This window comes from Streptomyces sp. NPDC001980 (genome assembly GCF_040296885.1).
Taxonomy (GTDB): domain Bacteria; phylum Actinomycetota; class Actinomycetes; order Streptomycetales; family Streptomycetaceae; genus Streptomyces.
In genome coordinates, this window is record NZ_JBEOYD010000018.1 from 52794 (window position 1) to 74595 (window position 21802).

The following is a 21802-nucleotide window of genomic DNA, read 5'->3' on the forward strand; positions in this document are numbered from 1 at the left end:
GCGGACACCGGTCGACGGCCGAGGATGATTGCCATGACCAGCGAACCCGTCTCCCTCGCCCACACCCTCGCCTCCTTCGAGGACCTGTGGAGCCCCCGCATCGTCACCGCGGTCAACGATTACGACGTCCGCGTCGCCAAGGTCGAGGGCGAGCACCTCTGGCACGTCCACGACCACACCGACGAGTTCTTCCTGGTCCTGGAGGGCGAGCTGCGCATCGCCCTGCGGGAGCCGGCCGGCGAGCGCACCGTCGTCCTCCCCAAGGGCTCGGTCTTCACCGTCCCCCGCGGCACCGAGCACAAGCCGATCGCCCCGGCCGGGGCGTCGATCCTCCTCTTCGAGCCGACCGGCACCTCCACGGTCGGCGACCGCCACGACGACATCCCGGACCACGTGGACGCGACGACGGGCCACGCACTGTCCTGACCTGGACTCCGCCAGGTTGTCCACAGGTCGGCCCGCCACTTGTCCACAGGCGGAACCGTACTGTCGGCGGCGAGTGGCACTCTTGATCCATGAGCGAGACATCCCCGGCCCCCACCCCGCGCCGTGCCCGTGTCCGTGCCCCCGAGCTGGTCGGCAAGGGCGGCTGGCTGAACACCGGTGACAAGCAGTACACCCTCGCGGACCTGCGAGGACGCATCGTCGTCCTGGACTTCTGGACCTTCTGCTGCATCAACTGCCTGCACGTCCTGGACGAGCTGCGGGAGCTGGAGGAGCGGCACCGGGACACGGTGGTGATCATCGGGGTGCACTCGCCGAAGTTCGTGCACGAGGCGGAGCACCGGGCGGTCGTCGACGCGGTGGAGCGGTACGGCGTCGAGCACCCGGTGCTGGACGACCCGGAGCTCGCCACCTGGAAGCAGTACGCGGTCCGGGCCTGGCCGACGCTGGTCGTGATCGACCCGGAGGGGTACGTCGTCGCCCAGCACGCCGGCGAGGGGCACGGGCATGCCATCGCGCGGCTGGTCGAGGAGCTGGAGGCGGAGCATGAGGCGAAGGGCACCCTGCGCCGTGGCGACGGCCCGTACGTGCCGCCGGAGCCCGAGCCGACCGCCCTGCGCTTCCCCGGCAAGGCCCTGCTGCTGCCCTCGGGGAACTTCCTGGTCAGCGACACCACCCGGCACCAGCTGGTGGAGCTGGCCGAGGACGCGGAGACGGTCGTACGGCGGATCGGTTCCGGCACGCGCGGTTTCGCCGACGGCCCGGCGGCCGACGCCTCCTTCCGTGAGCCGCAGGGGCTCGCGCTGCTGGACGACGGCTCCGTGGTCGTCGCCGACACCGTCAACCACGCCCTGCGCCGCCTCGACCTGGCCACCGGTGCGGTGACCACCCTCGCCGGCACCGGCCGCCAGTGGTGGCAGGGCTCCCCGACCGCCGGCCCGGCCCGCGAGATCGACCTGTCCTCCCCCTGGGACGTGGCCGTCTTCGGCGGCCGGGTGTGGATCGCCATGGCCGGCGTCCACCAGCTGTGGACGTACGACCCGGAGACCGCGACGGTCGCCGTCGCCGCCGGCACCACCAACGAGGGACTGGTGGACGGGCCGGCGGCCGAGGCCTGGTTCGCGCAGCCGTCCGGCCTCGCGGCCACCGCCGACCGCCTCTGGCTCGCCGATTCCGAGACGAGCGCCCTGCGCTGGGTCGACCCGGACGGGCACGTCCACACGGCCGTCGGCACCGGCCTCTTCGACTTCGGCCACCGGGACGGCGCCGCCGAGCAGGCCCTCCTCCAGCACCCGCTGGGCGTCACGGCCCTGCCCGACGGCTCGGTCGCGGTGTCCGACACCTACAACCACGCGCTGCGCCGCTACGACCCGGCGACCGGCGAGGTCACCACGCTGGCGACGGACCTGCGGGAGCCCAGCGACGCGGTGCTGGCCGGCGACGAGATCGTGGTGGTCGAGTCGGCCCGCCACCGGCTGACCCGGCTGCGGCTGCCCGAGGAGGCGGTCCGGGTGGAGTCGGTCGCCCACCGCACCCAGCGCGCGGCGACCGAGGTCGCTCCGGGCAGACTCCGGCTGGACGTGGTCTTCCAGGCCCCGGCGGGCCAGAAGCTGGACACGCGGTACGGCCCGTCGACCCGCCTGCTGGTGTCGTCGACCCCGCCGGAGCTGCTGCTCAAGGGCGAGGGCGCCGACACCGACCTGTCGAGAGAGCTGGACCTGAACCCGGCGATCACCGAGGGCGTCCTGCACGTCTCGGCGATGGCCGCGTCCTGCGACGACGAGGCTGGGGGAGAATACCCGGCCTGCCATGTGCACCAACAGGACTGGGGGGTGCCGGTGCGGATCACGGAGGGTGGGGCGGACCGGCTTCCGCTGATTCTCGCCGGGATGGATCAGCGCCCCTGAAAGGGGCGCGGGGCTGAGTCGATTTGCGGCTGCCGCCGCGTGGGCGCGACCAGCCCCCACGCGGCCGCAGCCAACGCACAACCGGCTACCGCCGTCGCGGAACCAACTTGAACACCGCGACCCCGGCCGCCACCAGCGTCGTGGCCGCCACCACCATCGCCATGCTGTTGATCCAGAGCCCGGTGGCGGCCAGGGTCGCACCGCCCGCACCCGCGGTGCCCGCGCCGATCACTCTTCCGTACATCGTGCTTCTCCTATGAGGGGTGAGGTGACATGTGGGGGGCGGGGTCGGTGAGGGTGCCCGGCAACGGGCTCACGTCGCCACCCACTTCTCCTCGCTGCGGCGCACCAGCCCCCACAGCGAGGTGAAGTAGACGGCGTGCTGGAAGAGGTCGTAGAGCATCTCCGGGATCATCAGCGCGGCGACCAGGACGGCCTTCGGTCCCGCCCGCCGTACGGAGACGGTCTTCTCGACGATGAAGATGAGGCCGATCGCCGTCCAGAACGGCGACAGGCCCGGCCAGCCGTACAGCGAGGTGTACGCGGCCATGTAGGTCAGGTAGATCAGGAAGGAGAGCGCGCCGAAGCCCATCAGGAACTGCTGGACGAAGTAGCGGGCGGTGACCCGGGTCCAGCCGTAGTCGCGGAGGTTCTCCAGCGCGCCGCGCTGCCAGCGAAGCCGCTGGTGCCAGAGTTTGGGGAGCGTCGGCATGACCTCGGTGGTGACCGCGCAGCCCGCCGGGGACATGGCCCGGTAGCCGAGGGTCTTGACCGCCTTGGTCATCTCGTCGTCCTCGGTGAGCGAGGCGAGGCTGTAGTAGCCGGTGCCGCCGCCGAGTTCGCCGGCGCGGCGGGCCGTGCGGACCTCACGGAGCACGCGGGCGCGGAACATCGTGCCGGTTCCGGTGAGGACCTGTGCCCTGCCGCCGGTGCGCTCCAGTTCCCACGCGTAGCGGTGGAACTCCATGCGCTGCAGCAGGCCGAGGAAGCCGCCGCCGTCCTCGCCGTAGAAGACGCCGCCGACCGCGCCGACCTTGCGGTTGAAGGTGGCGAGCGCGGTCTCGACGAACCACGGGTTGAGGACGGTGTCGGCGTCCTGGACGAGCAGCAGGTCCCGGTCGTCCAGGTGCGGCAGCACCCACGCGATGGCCTGGTTGAGGGCACCGGCCTTCTTGTGGGTGTTGCCCTGGGTGGGGAAGACCTGGGCACCGTGGGCGGCGGCGACGCCGGCCGTGTCGTCGGTGCAGTTGTCGGTGACGACGACGATCAGGTCGGGGCGCCGGGTCTGCTCCCAGAGGCCGTCGACCGCGGCGGAGATACGTTCCTGCTCGTTGTGGGCCGGGATCAGGACGGCGAGTCTGGGTCTGTCGCCCGGTTCCTCGGGCGCGGCGTGGGCACGGCGCGTGGCGTGACGGCGCACGGCTCGGTACCCCCTGTCGTGAAGACCTCGGTGGGCCCGGAAGGCGAAATTCCGGACCCGTCAGTGATCGAAAGTCTTCACGAAATCTGTACAACTTCGATAGTTGAATGCTGTAACGGATTGCTCACGGTTGCCTGTGATGACCCTGTGGATCCAGCTGTGTCCGTTACGCGCCGTACCCGTCTCCGTATCCGTCACGGTGGTGATGGTGCCGTTCCTCCTCGACCACCGTCGTCGGCGGCACCATGACGCGCCGGCGACCGGCGATGCTGCTGAACGTGGCGACGCCGATGATGCCGACGGCCATCAGGATCAGGCCGACGACGTCGAGGTTGACGCCGTTCATGTGCCAGTCGGTCGCGAACGTGAGGATGGCCCCCACGGCGATGAGGATGATGCACCCGCCGGGCCCCATGAGCGTTGCCTCCCCTTCAGGTTCGGTGGCTTTGGTCCGCACCGGGTACCCAGGGGCGCGCAGGCCATGTCAACTCCGCCTGCCGCTACCCCTCCAGGAACGCCACCAGCGCGTTGGCCAGCAGGAACGGGTCGTCGGCGCCGCACAGTTCGCGGGCGCTGTGCATGGAGAGGATGGCCGCGCCGATGTCGATGGTCTGGATGCCGTGCCGGGCCGCGGTGATCGGGCCGATCGTGGTGCCGCACGGCATGGAGTTGTTGGAGACGAAGGTCTGGAAGGGGACCCCGGCCTTCTCGCAGGCGGCGGCGAAGACCGCGCGGCCCGAACCGTCCGTGGCGTAGCGGTTGTTGACGTTGACCTTGAGGATCGGGCCGCCGTTGGCGCGCGGGTGGTGCGTCGGGTCGTGGCGCTCGGCGTAGTTGGGGTGCACGGCGTGGCCCATGTCGGAGGAGAGACAGACGGTGCCCGCGAAGGCTCTCGCCCGGTCCTCGTACGACCCGCCGCGCGCCAGCACCGAGCGCTCCAGCACGCTGCCGAGCAGCGGACCGTCCGCGCCGGTGTCGGACTGGGAGCCGGTCTCCTCGTGGTCGAAGGCGGCGAGGACGGGGATGCAGGGCAGTTCGGCTCCGCCCGTCGCCACGGCCGCCAGCGCCGCCGTACCGGCGTGCACGGAGAGCAGGTTGTCCATCCGGGGGCCGGCCAACAGCTCCTGGTCGCGGCCCAGGTAGGCGGGTGGTTCGACGGTGTAGGTCATCAGGTCCCAGCCGGTGACCGAGCCGGCCGGCAGGCCCGACTCCTGCTCCAGGAAGGCGATGAGGTCGCCGTCGCGGACGTCGTCGCCGAGGCCCCAGATCGGCTGGAGGTGGCGCTGCTTGTCGAGCTTGAGCCCCTCGCTGCTGACCGAACGGTCCAGGTGGATGGCGAGTTGGGGCACCCGCAGCAGCGGCCGGTCCACGTCGACGAGGCGGGTGGATCCGTCGCGCAGGCTGAGCCGGCCGGCCAGGCCCAGGTCCCGGTCGAGCCAGGAGTTCATGAGCGGTCCGCCGTAGATCTCCACGGCGACCTGGCGGAAGCCGTGCGCCCCGGTGTCCGGACGGGGCTTCACCCGCAGGTTGGGGGAGTCGGTGTGGGCGCCGACGATCCGGAACGGCGTGTGCGGCGCGGCGCCCTCCGGGACGTACCAGGCGATGATCGCGCCGCCGCGCAGCACGTACTTGCCGCCGGCCGTGCCGTCCCAGGCGTCCGTCTCGGCGACCTGCCGGAAACCGGCCTTCTCCAGTCGTGCGCCGGCGTTCGCCACGGCGTGGTACGGCGTGGGACCGGCCGCGAGGAAGGACATCAGGTCGTCGGTGTGGCCGCGATCGAAGCGGGAGGGTTCGCTCATGTGCTTCACCTTAACGACGTACGGTGGCCCGCTCCCCTGAGAAGGAGCGGGCCACCGCGGCGGACACGGACGGCCGGAACGGTCAGAAAGCGGCCTCGTCCAGCTCCATCAGGTCGAGGTCGACACCGGCCGCGACCTTGCGGGCCAGGGTGACGCCCGGCAGCACGTTGGCCGCGAAGAACTTCGCCGCCGCTATCTTGCCGGTGTAGAACGCCTTGTCCTTGTTCGACGCCGTCTCCAGCTTCTCGGCGGCCACGGCCGCTCCCTTGAGCAGCAGGTAGCCGACGATCACGTCACCGGAGGCGAGCAGCAGGCGGCTGGTGTTGAGGCCCACCTTGTAGATGTTCTTGACGTCCTGCTCGGTGGCCGCGAGGTCGGTCAGCATCAGGCCGACGATCGCCTCCAGCTCGACGGCGGCCTTCGCGAGGTGCTCGCGGGCGCCCGCCAGCTCCTCGCCGCCCGTCCCCAGCGCCAGGAACTTCTTGATGTCCTCGGCGAGGGAGTTCAGCGCCGCGCCCTGGTTGCGGACGATCTTCCGGAAGAAGAAGTCCTGGCCCTGGATCGCGGTGGTGCCCTCGTAGAGGGTGTCGATCTTGGCGTCGCGGATGTACTGCTCGATCGGGTACTCCTGCAGGAAGCCGGAGCCGCCGAAGGTCTGCAGCGACTGGGCGAGCTGCTCGTAGCCCTTCTCGGAGCCGTAGCCCTTGACGATCGGCAGGAGCAGGTCGTTGAGCGCGTGCTCGGCCTTCGGGTCCTCGCCGTTCGCCTCCTTGACGGCGATCGCGTCCTGGATCGAGGCGGTGTAGAGGACCAGGGCGCGCATGCCCTCGGCGTACGCCTTCTGCGTGATCAGCGAGCGGCGGACGTCGGGGTGGTGGGTGATGGTGACCTTGGGCGCGGACTTGTCCAGGAAGTTCGCGAGGTCCGGACCCTGGACGCGCTCCTTGGCGTACTCCAGGGCGTTCAGGTAGCCGGTGGACAGCGTCGAGATGGCCTTCGTGCCGACCATCATCCGGGCGAACTCGATGATCCGGAACATCTGGCGGATGCCCTCGTGCCTGTCGCCGATCAGCCAGCCCTTGGCCGGGTGGCGGTCGCCGAAGGTCATCTCGCAGGTGTTGGAGGCCTTGAGGCCCATCTTGTGCTCGACGTTCGTCGCGTAGACGCCGTTGCGCTCGCCCAGCTCGCCGGTCTCGAAGTCGAACAGGTACTTCGGGACGAGGAAGAGGGACAGGCCCTTGGTGCCCGGACCGGCGCCCTCGGGACGCGCCAGCACGTAGTGAAGGATGTTCTCCTCCATGTCGTGCTCACCGGAGGTGATGAAGCGCTTCACGCCCTCGATGTGCCAGGAGCCGTCCTCCTGCTGGACCGCCTTGGTACGGCCGGCGCCGACGTCCGAACCCGCGTCGGGCTCGGTGAGCACCATGGTCGAACCCCAGGTGCGGTCCACGGCGAGCTGCGCCCACTTCTTCTGCTCCTCGGTGCCCTCCTCGAAGAGGATGCGGGCGAACGCCGGGCCGGAGGAGTACATCCACACGGCCGGGTTGGCGCCGAGGATCAGCTCCGCGTACGACCAGATCAGGGACGGGGGAGCGGTCGTGCCGCCGATCTCCTCGGGGAGGCCCAGGCGCCAGTACTCCGAGTCCATGAAGGCCTTGTAGCTCTTCTTGAAGGAGGCCGGGACCGGGGCGGTGTTGGTCTCCGGGTCGAAGACCGGGGGGTTGCGGTCGGCGTCGGCGAAGGACTCCGCCAGCTCGTTCTCGGCGAGCCGGGTCAGCTCCTCCAGCACGCTCTTCGCGGTGTCGGTGTCCATCTCGGCGAACGGGCCGGTGCCGTACAGCTTGTCGCGCCCGAGCACTTCGAACAGGTTGAATTCGATGTCGCGGAGGTTGGACTTGTAGTGCCCCATGGTGACGGCTCCGTATCCGGATCGGCGAGGCACTGAATCCTCGCGCAAGCTTTCACATACCAACGAGTAGCTCCGATGATGCTACCCGTCGGTAATAAGACGCAACCCCCATCGCGTGAAGTGTGAGAAGGGTCTACCTTCTCGCGGACGCCGCGTGTCTCGGTAGGCTTGCGCGCATGTATGGATACGGCCAGCCCATGGACGGTGGGGCCGCTCAGCAGCCGTACGCCTCGCCGCAGCAGCAGATGGCCGGCGGCCTCGGCGGGTACGGCCAGCAGCCGCCGCTCTACCCCGAGCCGTCCCCGCCCTCGCTCGCGGACGCGGTGCGCGCCTTCACCACCGGTCAGCTGACCGCCGAGGACTTCCAGCAGGTCTTCGCCACCTCCAAGGTGTACTGCCCGCGCGGCGACAACCCCGGGTTCCTGGCCCTGCACAACACCCAGCAGCCGGTGATCCCGATGTTCACCTCGCTGAAGGAGCTGCGCCGGTACGCGGGCAAGGAGTCCAAGTACTTCGTGATCACCGGCGCGGAGGTCATCGACCTCCTCCCGACCGGCTACGGCTTCGTCCTGGACATGGAGGGCGAACACCGGATGGTCTTCGACGCGAAGGCGGTCGAGCAGATGGTGGAGTTCGCGATGCGGCGGATGTACGGCTGACGTCCGTCCGGCTCCCTCACGTCACTGCTGCCGGAACGGAAATTCCCCCTCGTTGTCACAGGCATGCCATAGGGTGACGGTCGGCAGCCGCGCCCCGGGTGTCATCGGTCTCCCGATGGCCTCGCCCGGGCGTCGCGCGGCGCTCTCGTCCTCCCGGTGCCACCGGGATTCCTGTGGGGGGTTTCAGCACTGTGCGTATGCGCAGCACTTCGGCCGCGACGGCGCTCGCGGTCCTTGTCGGCTCCGTCGTACTCGGCGTCGCGGCGGCCGGTCCCGCGTCGGCCGAGTCAGCCGTCCTCACCTCGCCGGTCGGTCTCGTCGCCGACGGCGCGGTGCACCGTGTCTTCGTCGCCGACGAGGCCAACGGCCGCATCCTGGCGACCGACTACAACGGCACCCTCGTCGACCTGAACGTCGGCTTCGGCGACGTCAGCGCCCTGGCGCTGTCGGACGACGGCGCCACCCTGTACGCGGCCCTGCCGTCCGGCCACGAGATCGTGGCGCTCGACGCGGCCACCCTGGAGGTCACGTCCCGCTACGACGTCGGGGCCGGCGTCACCCCGCACGAGGTCGCGTTCTCGGGCGGCCGGCTCTGGTTCTCCTACCGGACCCAGGCCGAGGACGGCATGCACGGCAATCTGGGCTCCGTCGACCCGGCCGCGGCCGACCCGGCCACCGCGGTGACGCTGGGGCAGCTGCCGGAGACGGTCGCCCCCTACTACAACTCGGGACTCCTCGACGCCGACCCGGCCGCCCCCGGCCTGCTCTCCTACACCGACAGCGGGACCAGCCCGGGCGCGATCAACCTCCTCGACGTCTCCGGTGCCACCCCGCAGCTGGTCGCCAAGACGGACGGCGGGCGCTACGCCAACGACATCGACCTCGTGCCCGGTACCTCCCAGGTGCTGTGGAACGGCTACCAGAAGCTGGATTACGCGGACGGCACCTTTACGCAGGGCCCGAGCCTCACCGAGACCGGCTGGTTCGGCGACGTCTCGCCGGCCGGCCAGATCGCCGAGGTCTACGACCGCCATGTGAACGTCTACCGGACGGGCGCCACCACGCCGGTGCGCCGCTTCGACGCCGGCAGCTCCACCATGGGCGCGGTCGCCTGGGCTCCGGACTCCTCCCGGCTGTTCGCCCTGGCCGGGAACGTGGACAACACCTACACCCTGAAGGCGTTCGCGAACCCGACGCTCAGCGCCCCGACCCTCACCGTCAACGCGCCGGCGTCGGCGTCCCGCGCCAAGAAGCTCACCGTCACCGGAAAGATCACGGCCAGTGTCCCGTTCCCGGCGGGCACCCGGCTGGCGGTCACCCGGACCGACATGGAGTCGCCGAACGGCAAGGCGCTCGCCGCCGTCACGTTCAAGGCGGACGGCACCTACTCCTTCGCGGACACCCCGCCGGCCGGCGGCACGGTCACCTACAAGGTGACCTACGCGGGCGACACCGACCACACCACGGCCACCGCCTCCGACAAGGTCGCGGTCTCCCGCGCGGGCACGAGCCTGAGCCTGAACAACAACGGCAAGCTGTACAACTACGGCGCCGACGTGAAGTTCACCGCTCACCTGGGGACGACGTACAAGAACCGCTCGGTCAGGATCTACGCGGACCCCTTCGGCGGTGACAAGGGCAAGAAGCTGATCAAGACCGGCAAGGTGGACTCCCACGGGAACATCGCCGCCTGGGTGGACATGACCCGCGACACGGCCGTCTCCGCGGTCTTCGACGGGGACGCCCGCTACGCGCCCAAGACCGTGAAGGTCACGGCGTACGCGCGGGTCAAGATCTCCACCGCGGTCTCCAAGCACTACCGGACGGCGAAGATCGGTTCGACGTCGTACTACTGGTTCCACAAGAACACCGACCCGGTGATCACCACGACGATGACCTACTACCCGGGCCGCGAGCAGCGCCTGGACCTGCAGGTCTACTACCAGGGGACGTGGTACTCGGCGGACTCCGAGTACTTCCCGGTCTCCTCGAACGGCAAGTCGGCCGTGCAGATCGGGGCGCCGGGTGAGTCCGGGATCCGGGCGCGGGTGCGTTCGGTGTACGTCAACGGCTCGTCCGGCGACACCGTGAACTCCACGACGTACGGCGGGTGGAAGTACCTCTACTTCAGCAACTGATCCACCGATCGGGGGATGACCAAGGCCCGGAGGGAATGTCCTCCGGGCCTTCTCCGTTAGGGGTAGCAGAAAGTTCAACGCTCAACTAAACTGGGCGCACAAGGAGGAGCCAACATGCCTGCAGTGACTGTCGAGAACCCGCTCACCCTGCCTCGGGTGGCCGCACCGGCCGACGCCGTGGCCCGTCCCGTGCTCGCCGTCACGACCGCGCCGAGCGGTTTCGAGGGCGAGGGTTTCCCGGTGCGCCGGGCGTTCGCGGGGATCAACTACCGCCACCTCGACCCGTTCATCATGATGGACCAGATGGGTGAGGTGGAATACGCGCCGGGCGAGCCCAAGGGCACCCCCTGGCACCCGCACCGCGGCTTCGAGACCGTCACCTACATCATCGACGGGATCTTCGACCACCAGGACAGCCAGGGCGGCGGCGGCACCATCACCAACGGCGACACCCAGTGGATGACGGCCGGCTCCGGCCTCCTCCACATCGAGGCCCCGCCGGAGTCCCTCGTCGTGTCCGGCGGTCTCTTCCACGGCCTCCAGCTGTGGGTGAACCTCCCCGCCAAGGACAAGATGATGGCGCCGAGGTACCAGGACATCCGCGGCGGCCAGGTGCAGCTGCTGACGACCCCCGACGGCGGTGCGCTGCTGCGCGTCATCGCGGGCGAGCTGGACGGCCACGCCGGCCCCGGCATCACCCACACCCCGATCACGATGATCCACGCGACCGTCGCCCCGGGCGCCGAGGTCACGCTGCCCTGGCGCGAGGACTTCAACGGCCTCGCCTACGTGCTGGCGGGCAAGGGCACGGTGGGCGCCGATCGCCGCCCGATCCACCTCGGCCAGACCGCCGTCTTCGGCGCGGGTTCGTCCCTCACCGTCCGCGCGGACGAGAAGCAGGACTCGCACACGCCGGACCTGGAGGTCGTGCTGCTCGGCGGACAGCCGATCCGTGAGCCGATGGCCCACTACGGCCCGTTCGTCATGAACACCAAGGAAGAGCTCATGCAGGCCTTCGAGGACTTCCAGAAGGGCCGCCTGGGCACGATCCCGGCGGTACACGGCATGACGGAGAACGGCCCGCAGGCGTAACCGACGGCTCCACCCCCCGAGAGGCCCGGCGCAACCCCGCACCGGGCCTCCCGCCTGCCACCGCCCGCTCGACCTGGCCTTTTCACCGCCCGAGTCGCTTTCCTGCCTTCTCGACCCGGCCCTTTCATCGACCGAGTCGCTTCCTGCCTTCGGGCTCGCCTTTTCATCGACCGATTCGGGTGGTGGGTGGGCAAAGGTTTCGGGGGTCCAGGGGGCGGAGCCCCCCTGGTACGGCGTCCGGAGGTACGTTCACCCGGCGGGGGGTGTACGGCGGGGCATTCGTCGGCCTCGCATGGTCCGCTAGGACCTGTGCAGCTGTTGCCCGAGCCCGTGCGCCGTTTCGCCGCGTGGTGTGCCGTGCTGCTGCTGGCCTCCGGGGTCGGTTACGTCGGCATCCGGCTCTGCTCCGAGTTCCGCACCGCGGTGACCCCGGTCCTGCTCGCCCTGCTCGGCACCGCGCTGCTCGGCCCGCTGTACCGACGGCTCGTGCGGGTCGGCGTGCACCGCTCCCTCGCCGCCGGGCTCACCTGCGTCGCGGTCGTCGCCGTCGCCGGCGGTGCCGTCTACATCGTCGTCGCGGCCCTCGTCGACACCGGCGACGAGATCGTCGCCTCCCTCAAGCAGGCCGCGAAGTCCCTCGCCCGGCACTTCGGGGCCGCCGGGACCTCGGTCGGCGACCTGGCCGGCAGCGCCAAGGACCTGCTCGCCAAGTTCGGCGGGACCGCCGCCTCCAACGTCATCAGCGGTGTCAGCGTGGTCGCCGAGGGCATCGCCATGGCCGTCCTCGCGCTGCTGCTCGTCTTCTTCTTCCTGCGCGACTCGGACCGGGTCGTCGGCACCATCAGGGCCGTCGCGCCCGGTTCCAGCGCCGACGTGGTCGAGGCCATGGCCCGCCGAGCCTTCGAGGGCATCGAGGGGTTCATGCGCGGCACCACCGTCATCGCGTTCATCGACGCCGTCTGCATCACCGTCGGCCTGCTGGTCCTCCGCGTACCGGGGGCCGTCGGGCTCGGCGCGCTCGTCCTGGTCGGCGCCTACATCCCCTACCTCGGCGCCTTCATCTCCGGTGCCGTCGCCGTCCTGGTCGCCCTCGCCGACCGCGGCTTCGTCATCGCGCTGTGGGCGCTGGGCGTCGTACTCGCCGTGCAGGTGCTGGAGGGGCACGTGCTGCAGCCCATGATCCAGAGCCGGACCGTGCAGATGCATCCGGCGGTGGTGATGCTGACCATCACGGCCGGCGCCTCCGTCGCCGGGATCCTGGGCATGCTGCTGGCCGTACCGCTCACCGCGGCCGCCTTCGGGGTCGTACACGAACTGCGCGCCCGTTACGCCACCGGCTGACGCCCGCGGCCGGACAGCCCCCGCTACGACTTGTCGGCCTCGTACAGCTCGAACCAGATGCTCTTGCCCTGCCCGCGCGGGTCGACGCCCCAGGCGTCCGCCAGGATCTCGATCAGGACCAGGCCGCGGCCGGAGGAGGCCAGTTCGCCGGGGCGGCGCTTGTGCGGGAGGTCGTCGCCGACGTCCGTGACCTCGACCCGCAGCCGCCGTTCAGGGGCGTGGCCGGAGACCTCGGCGAGCAGCAGCGCGTCCGCGTCGGTGTGGACGAGGACGTTCGTGAGCATCTCGGAGACCAGGAGGACCGCGGAGTCGACCTGGTCGGGCGAGCCCCAGTCGTGCAGCAGTTCGCGCAGGTGCTGGCGGGCCTCGGCGACCCGCTCGGGCTCGTCCTGGGCCACCGACAGCAGGGTGCGGCGGATCCGCGGCCGTACGGCCAGCGGCTCGCCGCCGCGGCCGCCGCCCGGCCGGGACAGCAGCAGCACCGCTATGTCGTCCTCGCGGCGGTCGGCCAGCGGCCCGGTGGTGTGGTGCGAGGAGGGCCCGTGCACGGCCTGGACCAGGCCGTCGGCCAGCTTCTCCAGGTCGCCGTCGCCGTGCTCCTCCATGATCGCCCGGATCCGCTGCCAGCCGCTCTCCATGTCGTGGCCGCCGGTCTCGATCAGCCCGTCGGTGCAGATCATCATGGTCTCGCCGGGTTCGAGGGCGAACCGCGTCGTCGGATAGTCGGCGTCCGGGTCGATGCCGAGCGGCAGCCCGCCCGCCGTCGGCCGCCGCAGCACCGTGCCGTCGGCCATCCGGATCGTCGGGTCGAGATGGCCCGCACGGGCGATCTCCAGCACCCCGGTCGCCGGATCCGCCTCGACGTACAGGCAGGTCGCGAAGCGCAGGTCGGCGTCGTCCTCGGCGTAGGTGATCCCGTGCAGGAAACGGGAGGCCCGGGAGAGCACCGCGTCCGGGCGGTGGCCCTCGGAGGCGTAGGCGCGCAGCGCGATCCGCAGCTGGCCCATCAGACCCGCGGCCCGTACGTCATGGCCCTGGACGTCGCCGATGACCAGGGCGTGCCGGCCGGACGGCAGCGGGATCATGTCGTACCAGTCACCGCCCACCTGGAGCCCGCCGCCGGTCGGTATGTAGCGGGCGGCCGTGTCCATGCCGGGTATCTCGGGGCCCAGCGTCGGCAGCATCGAGCGCTGCAGGCCGTCCGTCAGCTCCCGCTCCGAGTCGGCGATCCCGGCCCGGGACAGGGCCTGCGCCAGCATCCGGGCCACCGTGGTGAGCACGGACCGTTCGTCGGGGGTGAACGACACCTGGTAGGTGAAGCCCGCCATCCAGGCGCCCATGGTCCGCCCGGCCACCGTCAGCGGCAGGAAGGCCCAGGACTGCCGGCCGAAGCGCTCGGCCAGCGGCCAGGTCACCGGGTAGCGGGACTTGTACTGCTCGGCGGAGGAGAGGTAGACCGCCCGGCCGGTCCGTGCCACCTCGGCCGCCGGATAGTCCGTCTCCAGCGGCATGCTGGTGAAGGGGCTGTCCTCGTCGATCTGCTGGCCGTGGTGGCCGATCATCATCAGCTGGTCGCCCTTGACCCCGAAGACGACCAGCCCGTCCGGGGAGAAACCGGGCATCGACAGGCCCGCGGCGACCCGCAGCACCTCCTCCGTGGACCGCGCCTCGGCCAGCGCACGGCCCGCGTCCAGCAGGAACGCCTCCCGGGAGCGCCGCCAGTCACCGGTGACCGGATGCTGCACGGCGGTGCCGGGGGACGGCTCGGAGACCTCCTGGATGGTGCCCGTCACCCGGTACACGCGCTCCTCGGAGTCGTACACGGGCCGAAAACGGCTGCGCACGGTACGGATCAGCCGGCCCTGCTCGTCCATGACCCGCAGCCGTACCTCCCCAAGGGTGCCCTCGACGGCGGCCAGCCGGGTGATGCTGGTGTTCTCGTTCCAGTCCACGGGGTGGAAACGGGACCGGACCAGGGCTTCCGACAGGACGGACGGTTCGGCCGGCAGCCCGATCAGCCGGGCCGCCTCCGCGTCCGCGGTGACCAGCCCGGTGGCGGTGTCCCAGTGCCACAGCCCGGTCGCGAGGGCGGCGAGGACGTCCTCCACGGCGGGCAGGGGCTCGCCAGTTCGCATTGCCCCACTTTAAGAAGATGAGATCGCAGAGTGCCACTGTTTCAGGGCCGCATTAATGGTGGGGAGGCGATCTTTGGGTGCCCGGTACCCTTGATGGGTCCGGGCCCCATGGCCCGTCCGGTCGAGGAGAGCACCTCGGCAGAACCCGAAGAAGAGGAACATCCGACGATGCATCGGTACAGGTCCCACACCTGCGGCCAGCTCCGCGCCTCTGACGTCGGCACCGACGTCCGGCTGAGCGGCTGGCTGCACAATCGGCGCGACCTGGGCGGCATCCTCTTCATCGATCTGCGCGACCACTACGGCATCACGCAGCTCGTCGCCCGCCCCGGCACCCCCGCGTACGAGGCCCTGGACAAGCTCTCCAAGGAGTCCACGGTCCGCGTCGACGGCCGCGTTGTTTCACGTGGAACCGAGAACATCAACGCCGACCTGCCCACCGGCGAGGTCGAGGTCGAGGTCGGCGAGGTCGAGCTGCTCGGCGCGGCCGCCCCGCTGCCGTTCACGATCAACACCGAGGACGGGGTCAACGAGGAGCGGCGCCTGGAGTACCGCTTCCTGGACCTGCGCCGCGAACGCATGCACCGCAACATCATGCTGCGCACGGCCGTGATCTCCGCCATCCGCCACAAGATGGTCGCCCTCGGCTTCAACGAGATGGCCACCCCGATCCTCACCGCGACCTCCCCCGAGGGCGCGCGTGACTTCGTGGTCCCCTCCCGCCTGAACCCGGGCAAGTTCTACGCCCTGCCGCAGGCCCCGCAGCAGTTCAAGCAGCTGCTGATGATCTCCGGCTTCGACCGCTACTTCCAGATCGCGCCCTGTTTCCGCGACGAGGACGCCCGTGCCGACCGCTCGCCCGGCGAGTTCTATCAGCTCGACGTCGAGATGAGCTTCGTCGAGCAGGAGGACGTCTTCCGCCCGATCGAGCAGCTGATGACCGAGCTCTTCGAGGAGTTCGGCAACGGCCGGCACGTGACCTCCCCCTTCCCGCGGATCCCGTTCCGCGAGGCGATGCTGAAGTACGGCTCCGACAAGCCGGACCTCCGCGCCCAGCTGGAGCTCGTCGACATCACCGACATCTTCGAGGGCTCGGAGTTCAAGGCCTTCGCCGGCAAGCACGTCCGCGCGCTGCCGGTCCCGGCGGTCCAGGACCAGCCCCGCAAGTTCTTCGACCAGCTCGGCGACTACGCCGTCTCGCAGGGCGCCAAGGGCCTGGCCTGGGTGCGCGTCGGCGAGGACGGCTCGCTGACCGGCCCGATCGCCAAGTTCCTCACCGAGGACAACGTCGCCGAGCTCACCAAGCGGCTCCAGCTGGCCGCCGGGCACGCCGTGTTCTTCGGCGCGGGCGAGTTCGACGAGGTCTCCAAGATCATGGGCGCGGTGCGGGTCGAGGCGGCCCGTCGCGCCGGGCACTTCGAGGAGAACGTCTTCCGGTTCTGCTGGATCGTCGACTTCCCGATGTTCGAGAAGGACGAGGACACCGGGAAGATCGACTTCTCGCACAACCCGTTCTCCATGCCCCAGGGCGGCATGGAGGCCCTGGAGAACCAGGACCCGCTGGACATCCTCGCCTGGCAGTACGACATCGTCTGCAACGGCGTCGAGCTGTCCTCCGGCGCCATCCGGAACCACGAGCCCGACATCATGCTCAAGGCCTTCGGCATCGCGGGCTACGACGAGGAGACCGTCGAGCGCGAGTTCGCCGGCATGCTCCGCGCGTTCCGCTTCGGCGCCCCGCCGCACGGCGGCATCGCCCCGGGCGTGGACCGCATCGTGATGCTCCTCGCCGACGAGCCGAACATCCGCGAGACCATCGCCTTCCCGCTCAACGGCAACGCCCAGGACCTGATGATGGGCGCCCCGACCGAGCTGGAGGAGACCCGCCTGCGCGAGCTGCACCTTTCCATCCGGAAGCCGCAGCCGAAGTAAGGCACACAGGCACGCAGAACCAGCACAGCTGAAGGAAAGGCTCGAAACCGGCGTCGGTTTCGAGCCTTTCGCTTGCGCACCGCGCATTCACAGCTCTCTCCGATGTTCGCACCGGCTCGGCCTTGTCTACGGTCCCTGACCATGACAGACACCCACACCCCCACAGACGCTCAATCTCCCGAAGAAAGACGGAAGTTGGCCCGTCGTACGGTCCTGGCGGCGGGCAGTGTGGCCGTGACCGCGGTGGGCGTCGGCAGTGCCTTCGCGGCGACCGACGGCGCCACCGCCCCGGCGACCGGCGCCGGAACCGAGGCCTCTGCCTCGGCCTCGGAGGGCGCCTGCTACACGCTCACCTCCGAACTGGTCGAGGGCCCGTACTACATCGACGCCGACAAGCTCCGCCAGGACGTCACCGAGGACCAGGAGGGCATCCCCCTGCACCTCACCCTCAAGGTGATCGACGCGGAGACCTGCAAGCCGCTCAGGAACGCGGCCGTGGACATCTGGCACTGCAACGCGTCCGGCGTCTACTCCGGGTACGAGGCGGTGGGCAGCGGCGGTGGCGGTGGTGGCACCCCGCCGACCGGCGCTCCGCCGACCGACGCGCCCACCGGCACCCCGACCGGCCCCCCGCCCGGCGGTGGCGGCGGTCATCAGGAGCCGACCGACGACACCCGCTACCTGCGCGGCACCTGGCACACGGACCGGCACGGGCAGGTCACCTTCAAGACCGTCTTCCCCGGCTGGTACCAGGGCCGGTGCGTCCACATCCACGTCAAGGTGCACGTGGACGGTGAATGGACGGACGCCGGGTACGAGGGCGGCCACACCTGCCACACGGGCCAGCTGTTCTTCGACGAGAAGTCGGTGCTGCTGTCGGCCGAGGTGGAGCCGTACGCGAGCAACACCACCACCCGCACCACCCTCGACGGGGACAGCATCTACCCGGACAACGGGCACGAGGGCGGCCTGCTCTACCTGAAGTACAACCGCCACCACATCGCCCGCGGCGTCCGCGGCCATCTGACCCTGGGCGTCGAACCGGACGAGACGAGCAACGGCTGACATCGGTGGGACACCGGTGAGGCATCCATGACGCGGGCGCCCGGGACTCATGAAGGAACCCCGGGCGCCTCCGGTGCGTTCAGATCACCGAGAGCAGTCCGTCGCCGCCCAGCAGGGTGCCCCACTGCTGGGTGAGGCCGACGGCGTTCGGCGTGATGACGCGGCTGCCCGTGGCCGTCGGCCGGGCGGAGCCGCCGGGGAAGACCCAGACGGCTCCGGTGGAGTTGTTCTCGCCCGCCGCACCGACGAACAGCTCCGGCCTGCCGTCCTTGTCGATGTCCCCGACCGAGACCGTCGTACCGAAGAAGTCGTCGGTCTCGGCGGCACCGGGGACGCCCGCCGTGTCCTGGGAGAAGGAGTACGAGCCGGTGCCGAGGGCGCCGCTGCGGCGGCCGGGGACCACGGTCACCTGACCCGCCCGGCTCTTGGCCAGGTCCTCGAACGGCGATCCGATCACGATGTCAGCGAGGCCGTCCCGGTTGAGGTCGGCCACCGCCAGCGATGCGCCGAAGGTGTCGCCCTTCTCGCTCGCGCCGGGGACGCCCGCGGTGTTCTGGGTGATCTGGACGGGCTCGGCGTCGGTCGCGATGCCCGCCTTCGAGCCGTACCAGAGCAGCACCCGGCCACCCACCGCGCCGTCCACGCCCGCCTTCTCGGGCTCGTCCGGGTCGCCGGCCACGAGGTCGGCGTACCCGTCGCCGTTGACGTCGCCGGCGGCCACGATGAGGCCGTTGCCCCGCAGGTGGTTGTCGTGCCAGGGATTCACGTAGAGGTTGCCGCCGGTCAGGGCGGGATCCCGGAAGGTGGCGGAGGCCAGGTCCGGTGCGGCGTCGCCGTCGAAGTCACCGAGCGCCACGGACAGGGGGGACGGGGTGCCCTCGTTGTCCACGGCCGACCCGAACGTGCCGCTGCGGGTGAACGGTCCGGTGAAGTACACGGTCGAGTCCATCGCGCTGACCGCGACCCGCGTCCGCCACCCGGCCCCGAGGCCGAGCGCGGCGACGTCCTCGCCGTAGCGGTGCGTCGAGGACAGCGGCGACGGCAGGTCCGTGCCGCTCGTCAGACCGCTCCTGCTGCCCCAGAGCACGGTCACCGCACCGGAGTCGGTGCCTTTCGAGGTGTCCTCGTCCGGTGTTCCGACCACCAGGTCGGCGTAGCCGTCCCGGTTCAGGTCGGCGGTGGCGGTGGCGGCGCCGAAGGCGTCGTAGGTCTCGCTGGCGCCCGGCACGCCCGCGGTGTTCTGGGTGATGGTCTTACGGCGGCTCGTCGACAGGCCCGAGGCGGAGCCGTACAGCACGACGACCGCGCCCGCACCCTCCTTGCCGGACACGTTCGCGCCCGGCGCGGGCAGGACCGCGTCGCGGTAGCCGTCGCCGTTGAAGTCGCCCGGCACGGCGCCGTGGACGGCGGTGGCCGGAACGGCCGGCAGCAGGACGCCGCCGACCAGAGAGGCGGCCACGACCGCGGCCGCGCCCCATCTGTGCATGAGTTACCCCCTGTGGATTCACCGACTGCCCCATCGGCAATGGGACTTGGGTGAACCCCCCGCTCGCTCCCCTGCCGGCGCAGAAGTGAACGGACTTTACCAGCACTTGGGTGTGTCCATGCTGGTCAGGTGTCGTACCGGCCGTCCCAGGGCTCGCCGAAGCCCAGGTGGTCCGGGTAGAGCTCGGCCCATCCCCCGTCCTCGTCGTCCTTCGCCACCAGCCCGAAGAACACGCCGTCCACTCTGAGCTGGAAGGGGCGTATCGCGATGTCCGTGTACGTCCGCCTCGGCAGGCTGCGCAGCATGCCCGCCAGGTGCGCGCGGGCCCGCGCCAGCACCGAACCGGCGCCGTCCGGATCGAACTGCTGCTCGGCCCAGCTGCCCGCGCACCAGATCTGCGAGTCGCGGTAGTTGCCCTCGGCGTCGAAGAGATGCAGCACCGAGTAGAGCCGTTTCCGCTCCTCCCAGCCCTCGTCGAGCCGGAACCCCTCGGGGAACGCGTAGGTGACCGACGCCAGGAACTGTCCGCCGGTGTAGTGACCGATGGCCTCGGTACGGCCGTGGGGCTCGTAGGCGATCGGGATGAGCTCGGGGATTGCCATGGCGAAACCATACGGATGTGTTGTGGACATGCAGGTACGGGGTCGCGGCTCCTCCGAAAAATTCACTTCTTTCTGCCGAGGGCGGCACGGCGTTCACGTGACCGAGAACAGGACAGCCGCCACGCACCCGCACCGCGGACCGGGGTCGCCCAGCCGGCCCTCGTCCACCCCGACGCCCGCGGCCACCGCAACGCCCGCGGCCACCGCAACGCCGCCGACCACGTCACAGCGGCGATCCTGAACGCCGTGTCCCCGAACTGACCCGCACGCGGCCTTCCCACCGCCCGGGCGAACCGCCTCCGGCTCACCGGCCGGAGGCGGTTCTCGCGTTCCGGGCAACCTTTTCGATCTCGGTGACCACAGAGGAGTGAAGCCCGCCCCGGCGGGCCGTCCCCAGCACTTCGGAAGTACGTAAGGACTCCCCCGTGGCCTCTGCCTCTCACCGCCGGTCCCTCCGTAAGCGCCGTGCCCTCGTCGTCTCCGCCGCCGTCGTGGCGGCCGGGGTCGGTGCCGGTGCGCTCGTGCTGAGCGCGAACGCCACGTCGGCCGTGGACCTGTACCACCAGACGCTCGCCGCCAAGGACGGCTGGGCGTCGTCCGGTTCCGGTACGACCGGTGGTGCGAAGGCCGACTCCGCGCACACCTTCACCGTCTCCACCCGCGCCCAGCTGGTGAAGGCCCTCGGTTCGGCGAGCGACACCACGCCCCGCGTCATCAAGGTCAAGGGCACCATCGACGCCAACACCGACGCCAGCGGCAAGAAGCTGACCTGCGCGGACTACGCGGCCGGCACCGGGTACTCGCTGAGCGCCTACCTGAAGGCGTTCGACCCGTCGACGTACGGCCGCTCCAAGCTGCCCTCCGGCACCCAGGAGTCGGCCCGTGCCGCCGCGCAGAAGAAGCAGGCCGCGAACATCGTCTTCAAGGTCCCCGCCAACACCACGATCGTCGGCGTCCCCGGCACCAAGGCCGGCATCACCGGCGGCATGCTCCAGATCCAGAAGGTCGACAACGTCATCGTCCGCAACCTGACGTTCTCCGACACCGAGGACTGCTTCCCGCAGTGGGACCCGACCGACGGCGACGACGGCAACTGGAACTCCGAGTACGACGCCGTCACCCTGCGCGGGGCCACGCACGTCTGGGCGGACCACAACACGTTCACCGACGCCGGGCACTTCGACAGCCTCAACCCCAAGTACTACGGCCGTGAGTACCAGGTCCACGACGGCGAACTCGACATCACCAAGAGCTCGGACCTGGTGACCGTCGAGCACAACCAGTTCACCAGCCACGACAAGACGATGCTGATCGGCAGCAGCGACAGCGAGCCGAGCGGCAAGCTCCGCGTCACCCTCCACCACAACATCTGGAAGGGCATCGTCCAGCGCGCCCCGCTCACCCGCGTCGGCCAGGTGCACCTCTACAACAACGTCTACGACGTGACCACTCTGAACGGCTACGCGCTGCAGTACAGCATCAACTCGCGCGCCAAGGCGCAGGTCGTGGCCCAGAACAACTACTGGACCGTGCCGAGCTCCATCAAGGTCGCCAAGCTCCTGAGCGGCGACGGCACCGGCTCGATCGCCGGCAGCGGCAACCTCGTCAACGGCACGACGACCGACCTCGTCGCCGCCTACAACGCCGCGAACTCCAAGAAGATCAAGACGACCGTGAACTGGACGCCGACCCTGACGGCGGGCCTGGAGAGCAGCGCGAAGAACCTGCCGGCGGAGCTGGCGAAGACGGCGGGGGCGGCTGTGCTGTCGTAGCCGGCCCATGAGGGCCGCACTCGCCCGTATGGCCAGCATGAGGCCCTGCGCCAGCGATTCCGCACGGGATCGAGCTCACCGGTTCAATATCGCCCGTTTCC

At 70.2% G+C, this 21802-nt stretch carries 17 protein-coding genes; 9 read left to right on the top strand and 8 right to left on the bottom strand.

Going from position 1 to position 21802, the window contains the following annotated elements:
- The first annotated feature begins 33 nt into the window (after positions 1 to 33).
- Together ABT137_RS26505 and ABT137_RS26510 are read left to right on the top strand one after the other, a co-directional pair.
- Entirely contained in the window at positions 34 to 426 is a 393-nt protein-coding gene (locus ABT137_RS26505) for a cupin domain-containing protein (RefSeq protein WP_351713066.1), read from the top strand.
- Positions 427 to 515: 89 nt separating this feature from the next.
- Positions 516 to 2351 carry an NHL domain-containing thioredoxin family protein gene (locus ABT137_RS26510; RefSeq protein WP_351713068.1) on the top strand — a complete coding sequence of 612 codons (1836 nt, stop codon included), beginning with the start codon at positions 516 to 518 and terminating at the stop codon, positions 2349 to 2351.
- Positions 2352 to 2436: 85 nt separating this feature from the next.
- On the opposite strand, the gene ABT137_RS26515 is transcribed toward ABT137_RS26510, so the two are convergent.
- From ABT137_RS26515 to ABT137_RS26535, 5 genes are all read right to left on the bottom strand, one after another.
- Complete coding sequence (locus ABT137_RS26515; protein WP_294008171.1) at positions 2437 to 2595, bottom strand: hypothetical protein; 159 nt, start codon at positions 2593 to 2595, stop codon at positions 2437 to 2439.
- Positions 2596 to 2664: 69 nt separating this feature from the next.
- Positions 2665 to 3771 (bottom strand): glycosyltransferase family 2 protein, encoded by a 1107-nt coding sequence (locus ABT137_RS26520; RefSeq protein WP_351713069.1) that lies wholly within the window; start codon positions 3769 to 3771, stop codon positions 2665 to 2667.
- A 166-nt stretch (positions 3772 to 3937) separates the two neighbouring features.
- Entirely contained in the window at positions 3938 to 4186 is a 249-nt protein-coding gene (locus tag ABT137_RS26525; RefSeq protein ID WP_351713071.1) for a DUF6458 family protein, read from the bottom strand.
- An 85-nt stretch (positions 4187 to 4271) separates the two neighbouring features.
- Positions 4272 to 5570 (bottom strand): M18 family aminopeptidase, encoded by a 1299-nt coding sequence (locus ABT137_RS26530; RefSeq protein ID WP_351713073.1) that lies wholly within the window; start codon positions 5568 to 5570, stop codon positions 4272 to 4274.
- Positions 5571 to 5652: 82 nt separating this feature from the next.
- A complete protein-coding gene (locus tag ABT137_RS26535) occupies positions 5653 to 7479 on the bottom strand; it encodes an acyl-CoA dehydrogenase (protein ID WP_351713075.1) in 1827 nt (608 codons plus the stop codon).
- Positions 7480 to 7655: 176 nt separating this feature from the next.
- Between ABT137_RS26535 and ABT137_RS26540 the strand changes: the two genes are divergently transcribed.
- The 4 genes from ABT137_RS26540 to ABT137_RS26555 all read left to right on the top strand — a co-directional run bounded on the left by ABT137_RS26540 (position 7656) and on the right by ABT137_RS26555 (position 12709).
- Complete coding sequence (locus ABT137_RS26540; protein WP_351713077.1) at positions 7656 to 8138, top strand: SseB family protein; 483 nt, start codon at positions 7656 to 7658, stop codon at positions 8136 to 8138.
- A gap of 197 nt (positions 8139 to 8335) precedes the next feature.
- Positions 8336 to 10276, top strand: a complete 1941-nt coding sequence (locus ABT137_RS26545; RefSeq protein WP_351713079.1) for a YncE family protein — start codon at positions 8336 to 8338, stop codon at positions 10274 to 10276.
- Between the two features lie 114 nt (positions 10277 to 10390).
- Complete coding sequence (locus ABT137_RS26550) at positions 10391 to 11368, top strand: pirin family protein (protein WP_351713081.1); 978 nt, start codon at positions 10391 to 10393, stop codon at positions 11366 to 11368.
- A 309-nt stretch (positions 11369 to 11677) separates the two neighbouring features.
- A complete protein-coding gene (locus ABT137_RS26555) occupies positions 11678 to 12709 on the top strand; it encodes an AI-2E family transporter (RefSeq protein ID WP_351713083.1) in 1032 nt (343 codons plus the stop codon).
- A gap of 23 nt (positions 12710 to 12732) precedes the next feature.
- Here the strand turns inward: ABT137_RS26555 and ABT137_RS26560 are convergent, their stop codons facing one another.
- Positions 12733 to 14844: a SpoIIE family protein phosphatase gene (locus ABT137_RS26560; protein WP_351713085.1), complete on the bottom strand. Its 2112-nt coding sequence runs from the start codon at positions 14842 to 14844 to the stop codon at positions 12733 to 12735.
- Between the two features lie 168 nt (positions 14845 to 15012).
- On the opposite strand from ABT137_RS26560, the gene aspS reads away from it, so the two are divergent.
- Positions 15013 to 16776: an aspartate--tRNA ligase gene (aspS, locus tag ABT137_RS26565; RefSeq protein ID WP_351713087.1), complete on the top strand. Its 1764-nt coding sequence runs from the start codon at positions 15013 to 15015 to the stop codon at positions 16774 to 16776.
- Between the two features lie 141 nt (positions 16777 to 16917).
- Positions 16918 to 17841: an intradiol ring-cleavage dioxygenase gene (locus tag ABT137_RS26570; RefSeq protein ID WP_351713089.1), complete on the top strand. Its 924-nt coding sequence runs from the start codon at positions 16918 to 16920 to the stop codon at positions 17839 to 17841.
- A 79-nt stretch (positions 17842 to 17920) separates the two neighbouring features.
- Here the strand turns inward: ABT137_RS26570 and ABT137_RS26575 are convergent, their stop codons facing one another.
- Both ABT137_RS26575 and ABT137_RS26580 read right to left on the bottom strand, forming a co-directional pair.
- A complete protein-coding gene (locus tag ABT137_RS26575) occupies positions 17921 to 19327 on the bottom strand; it encodes a VCBS repeat-containing protein (protein ID WP_351713091.1) in 1407 nt (468 codons plus the stop codon).
- Positions 19328 to 19452: 125 nt separating this feature from the next.
- Positions 19453 to 19929 (bottom strand): hypothetical protein, encoded by a 477-nt coding sequence (locus ABT137_RS26580; RefSeq protein WP_351713093.1) that lies wholly within the window; start codon positions 19927 to 19929, stop codon positions 19453 to 19455.
- A gap of 425 nt (positions 19930 to 20354) precedes the next feature.
- Between ABT137_RS26580 and ABT137_RS26585 the strand changes: the two genes are divergently transcribed.
- The gene (locus ABT137_RS26585; RefSeq protein ID WP_351713095.1) at positions 20355 to 21701 is read left to right on the top strand and encodes a pectate lyase family protein; all 1347 of its coding nucleotides are present in this window, start codon (positions 20355 to 20357) and stop codon (positions 21699 to 21701) included.
- Positions 21702 to 21802 lie beyond the last annotated feature (101 nt).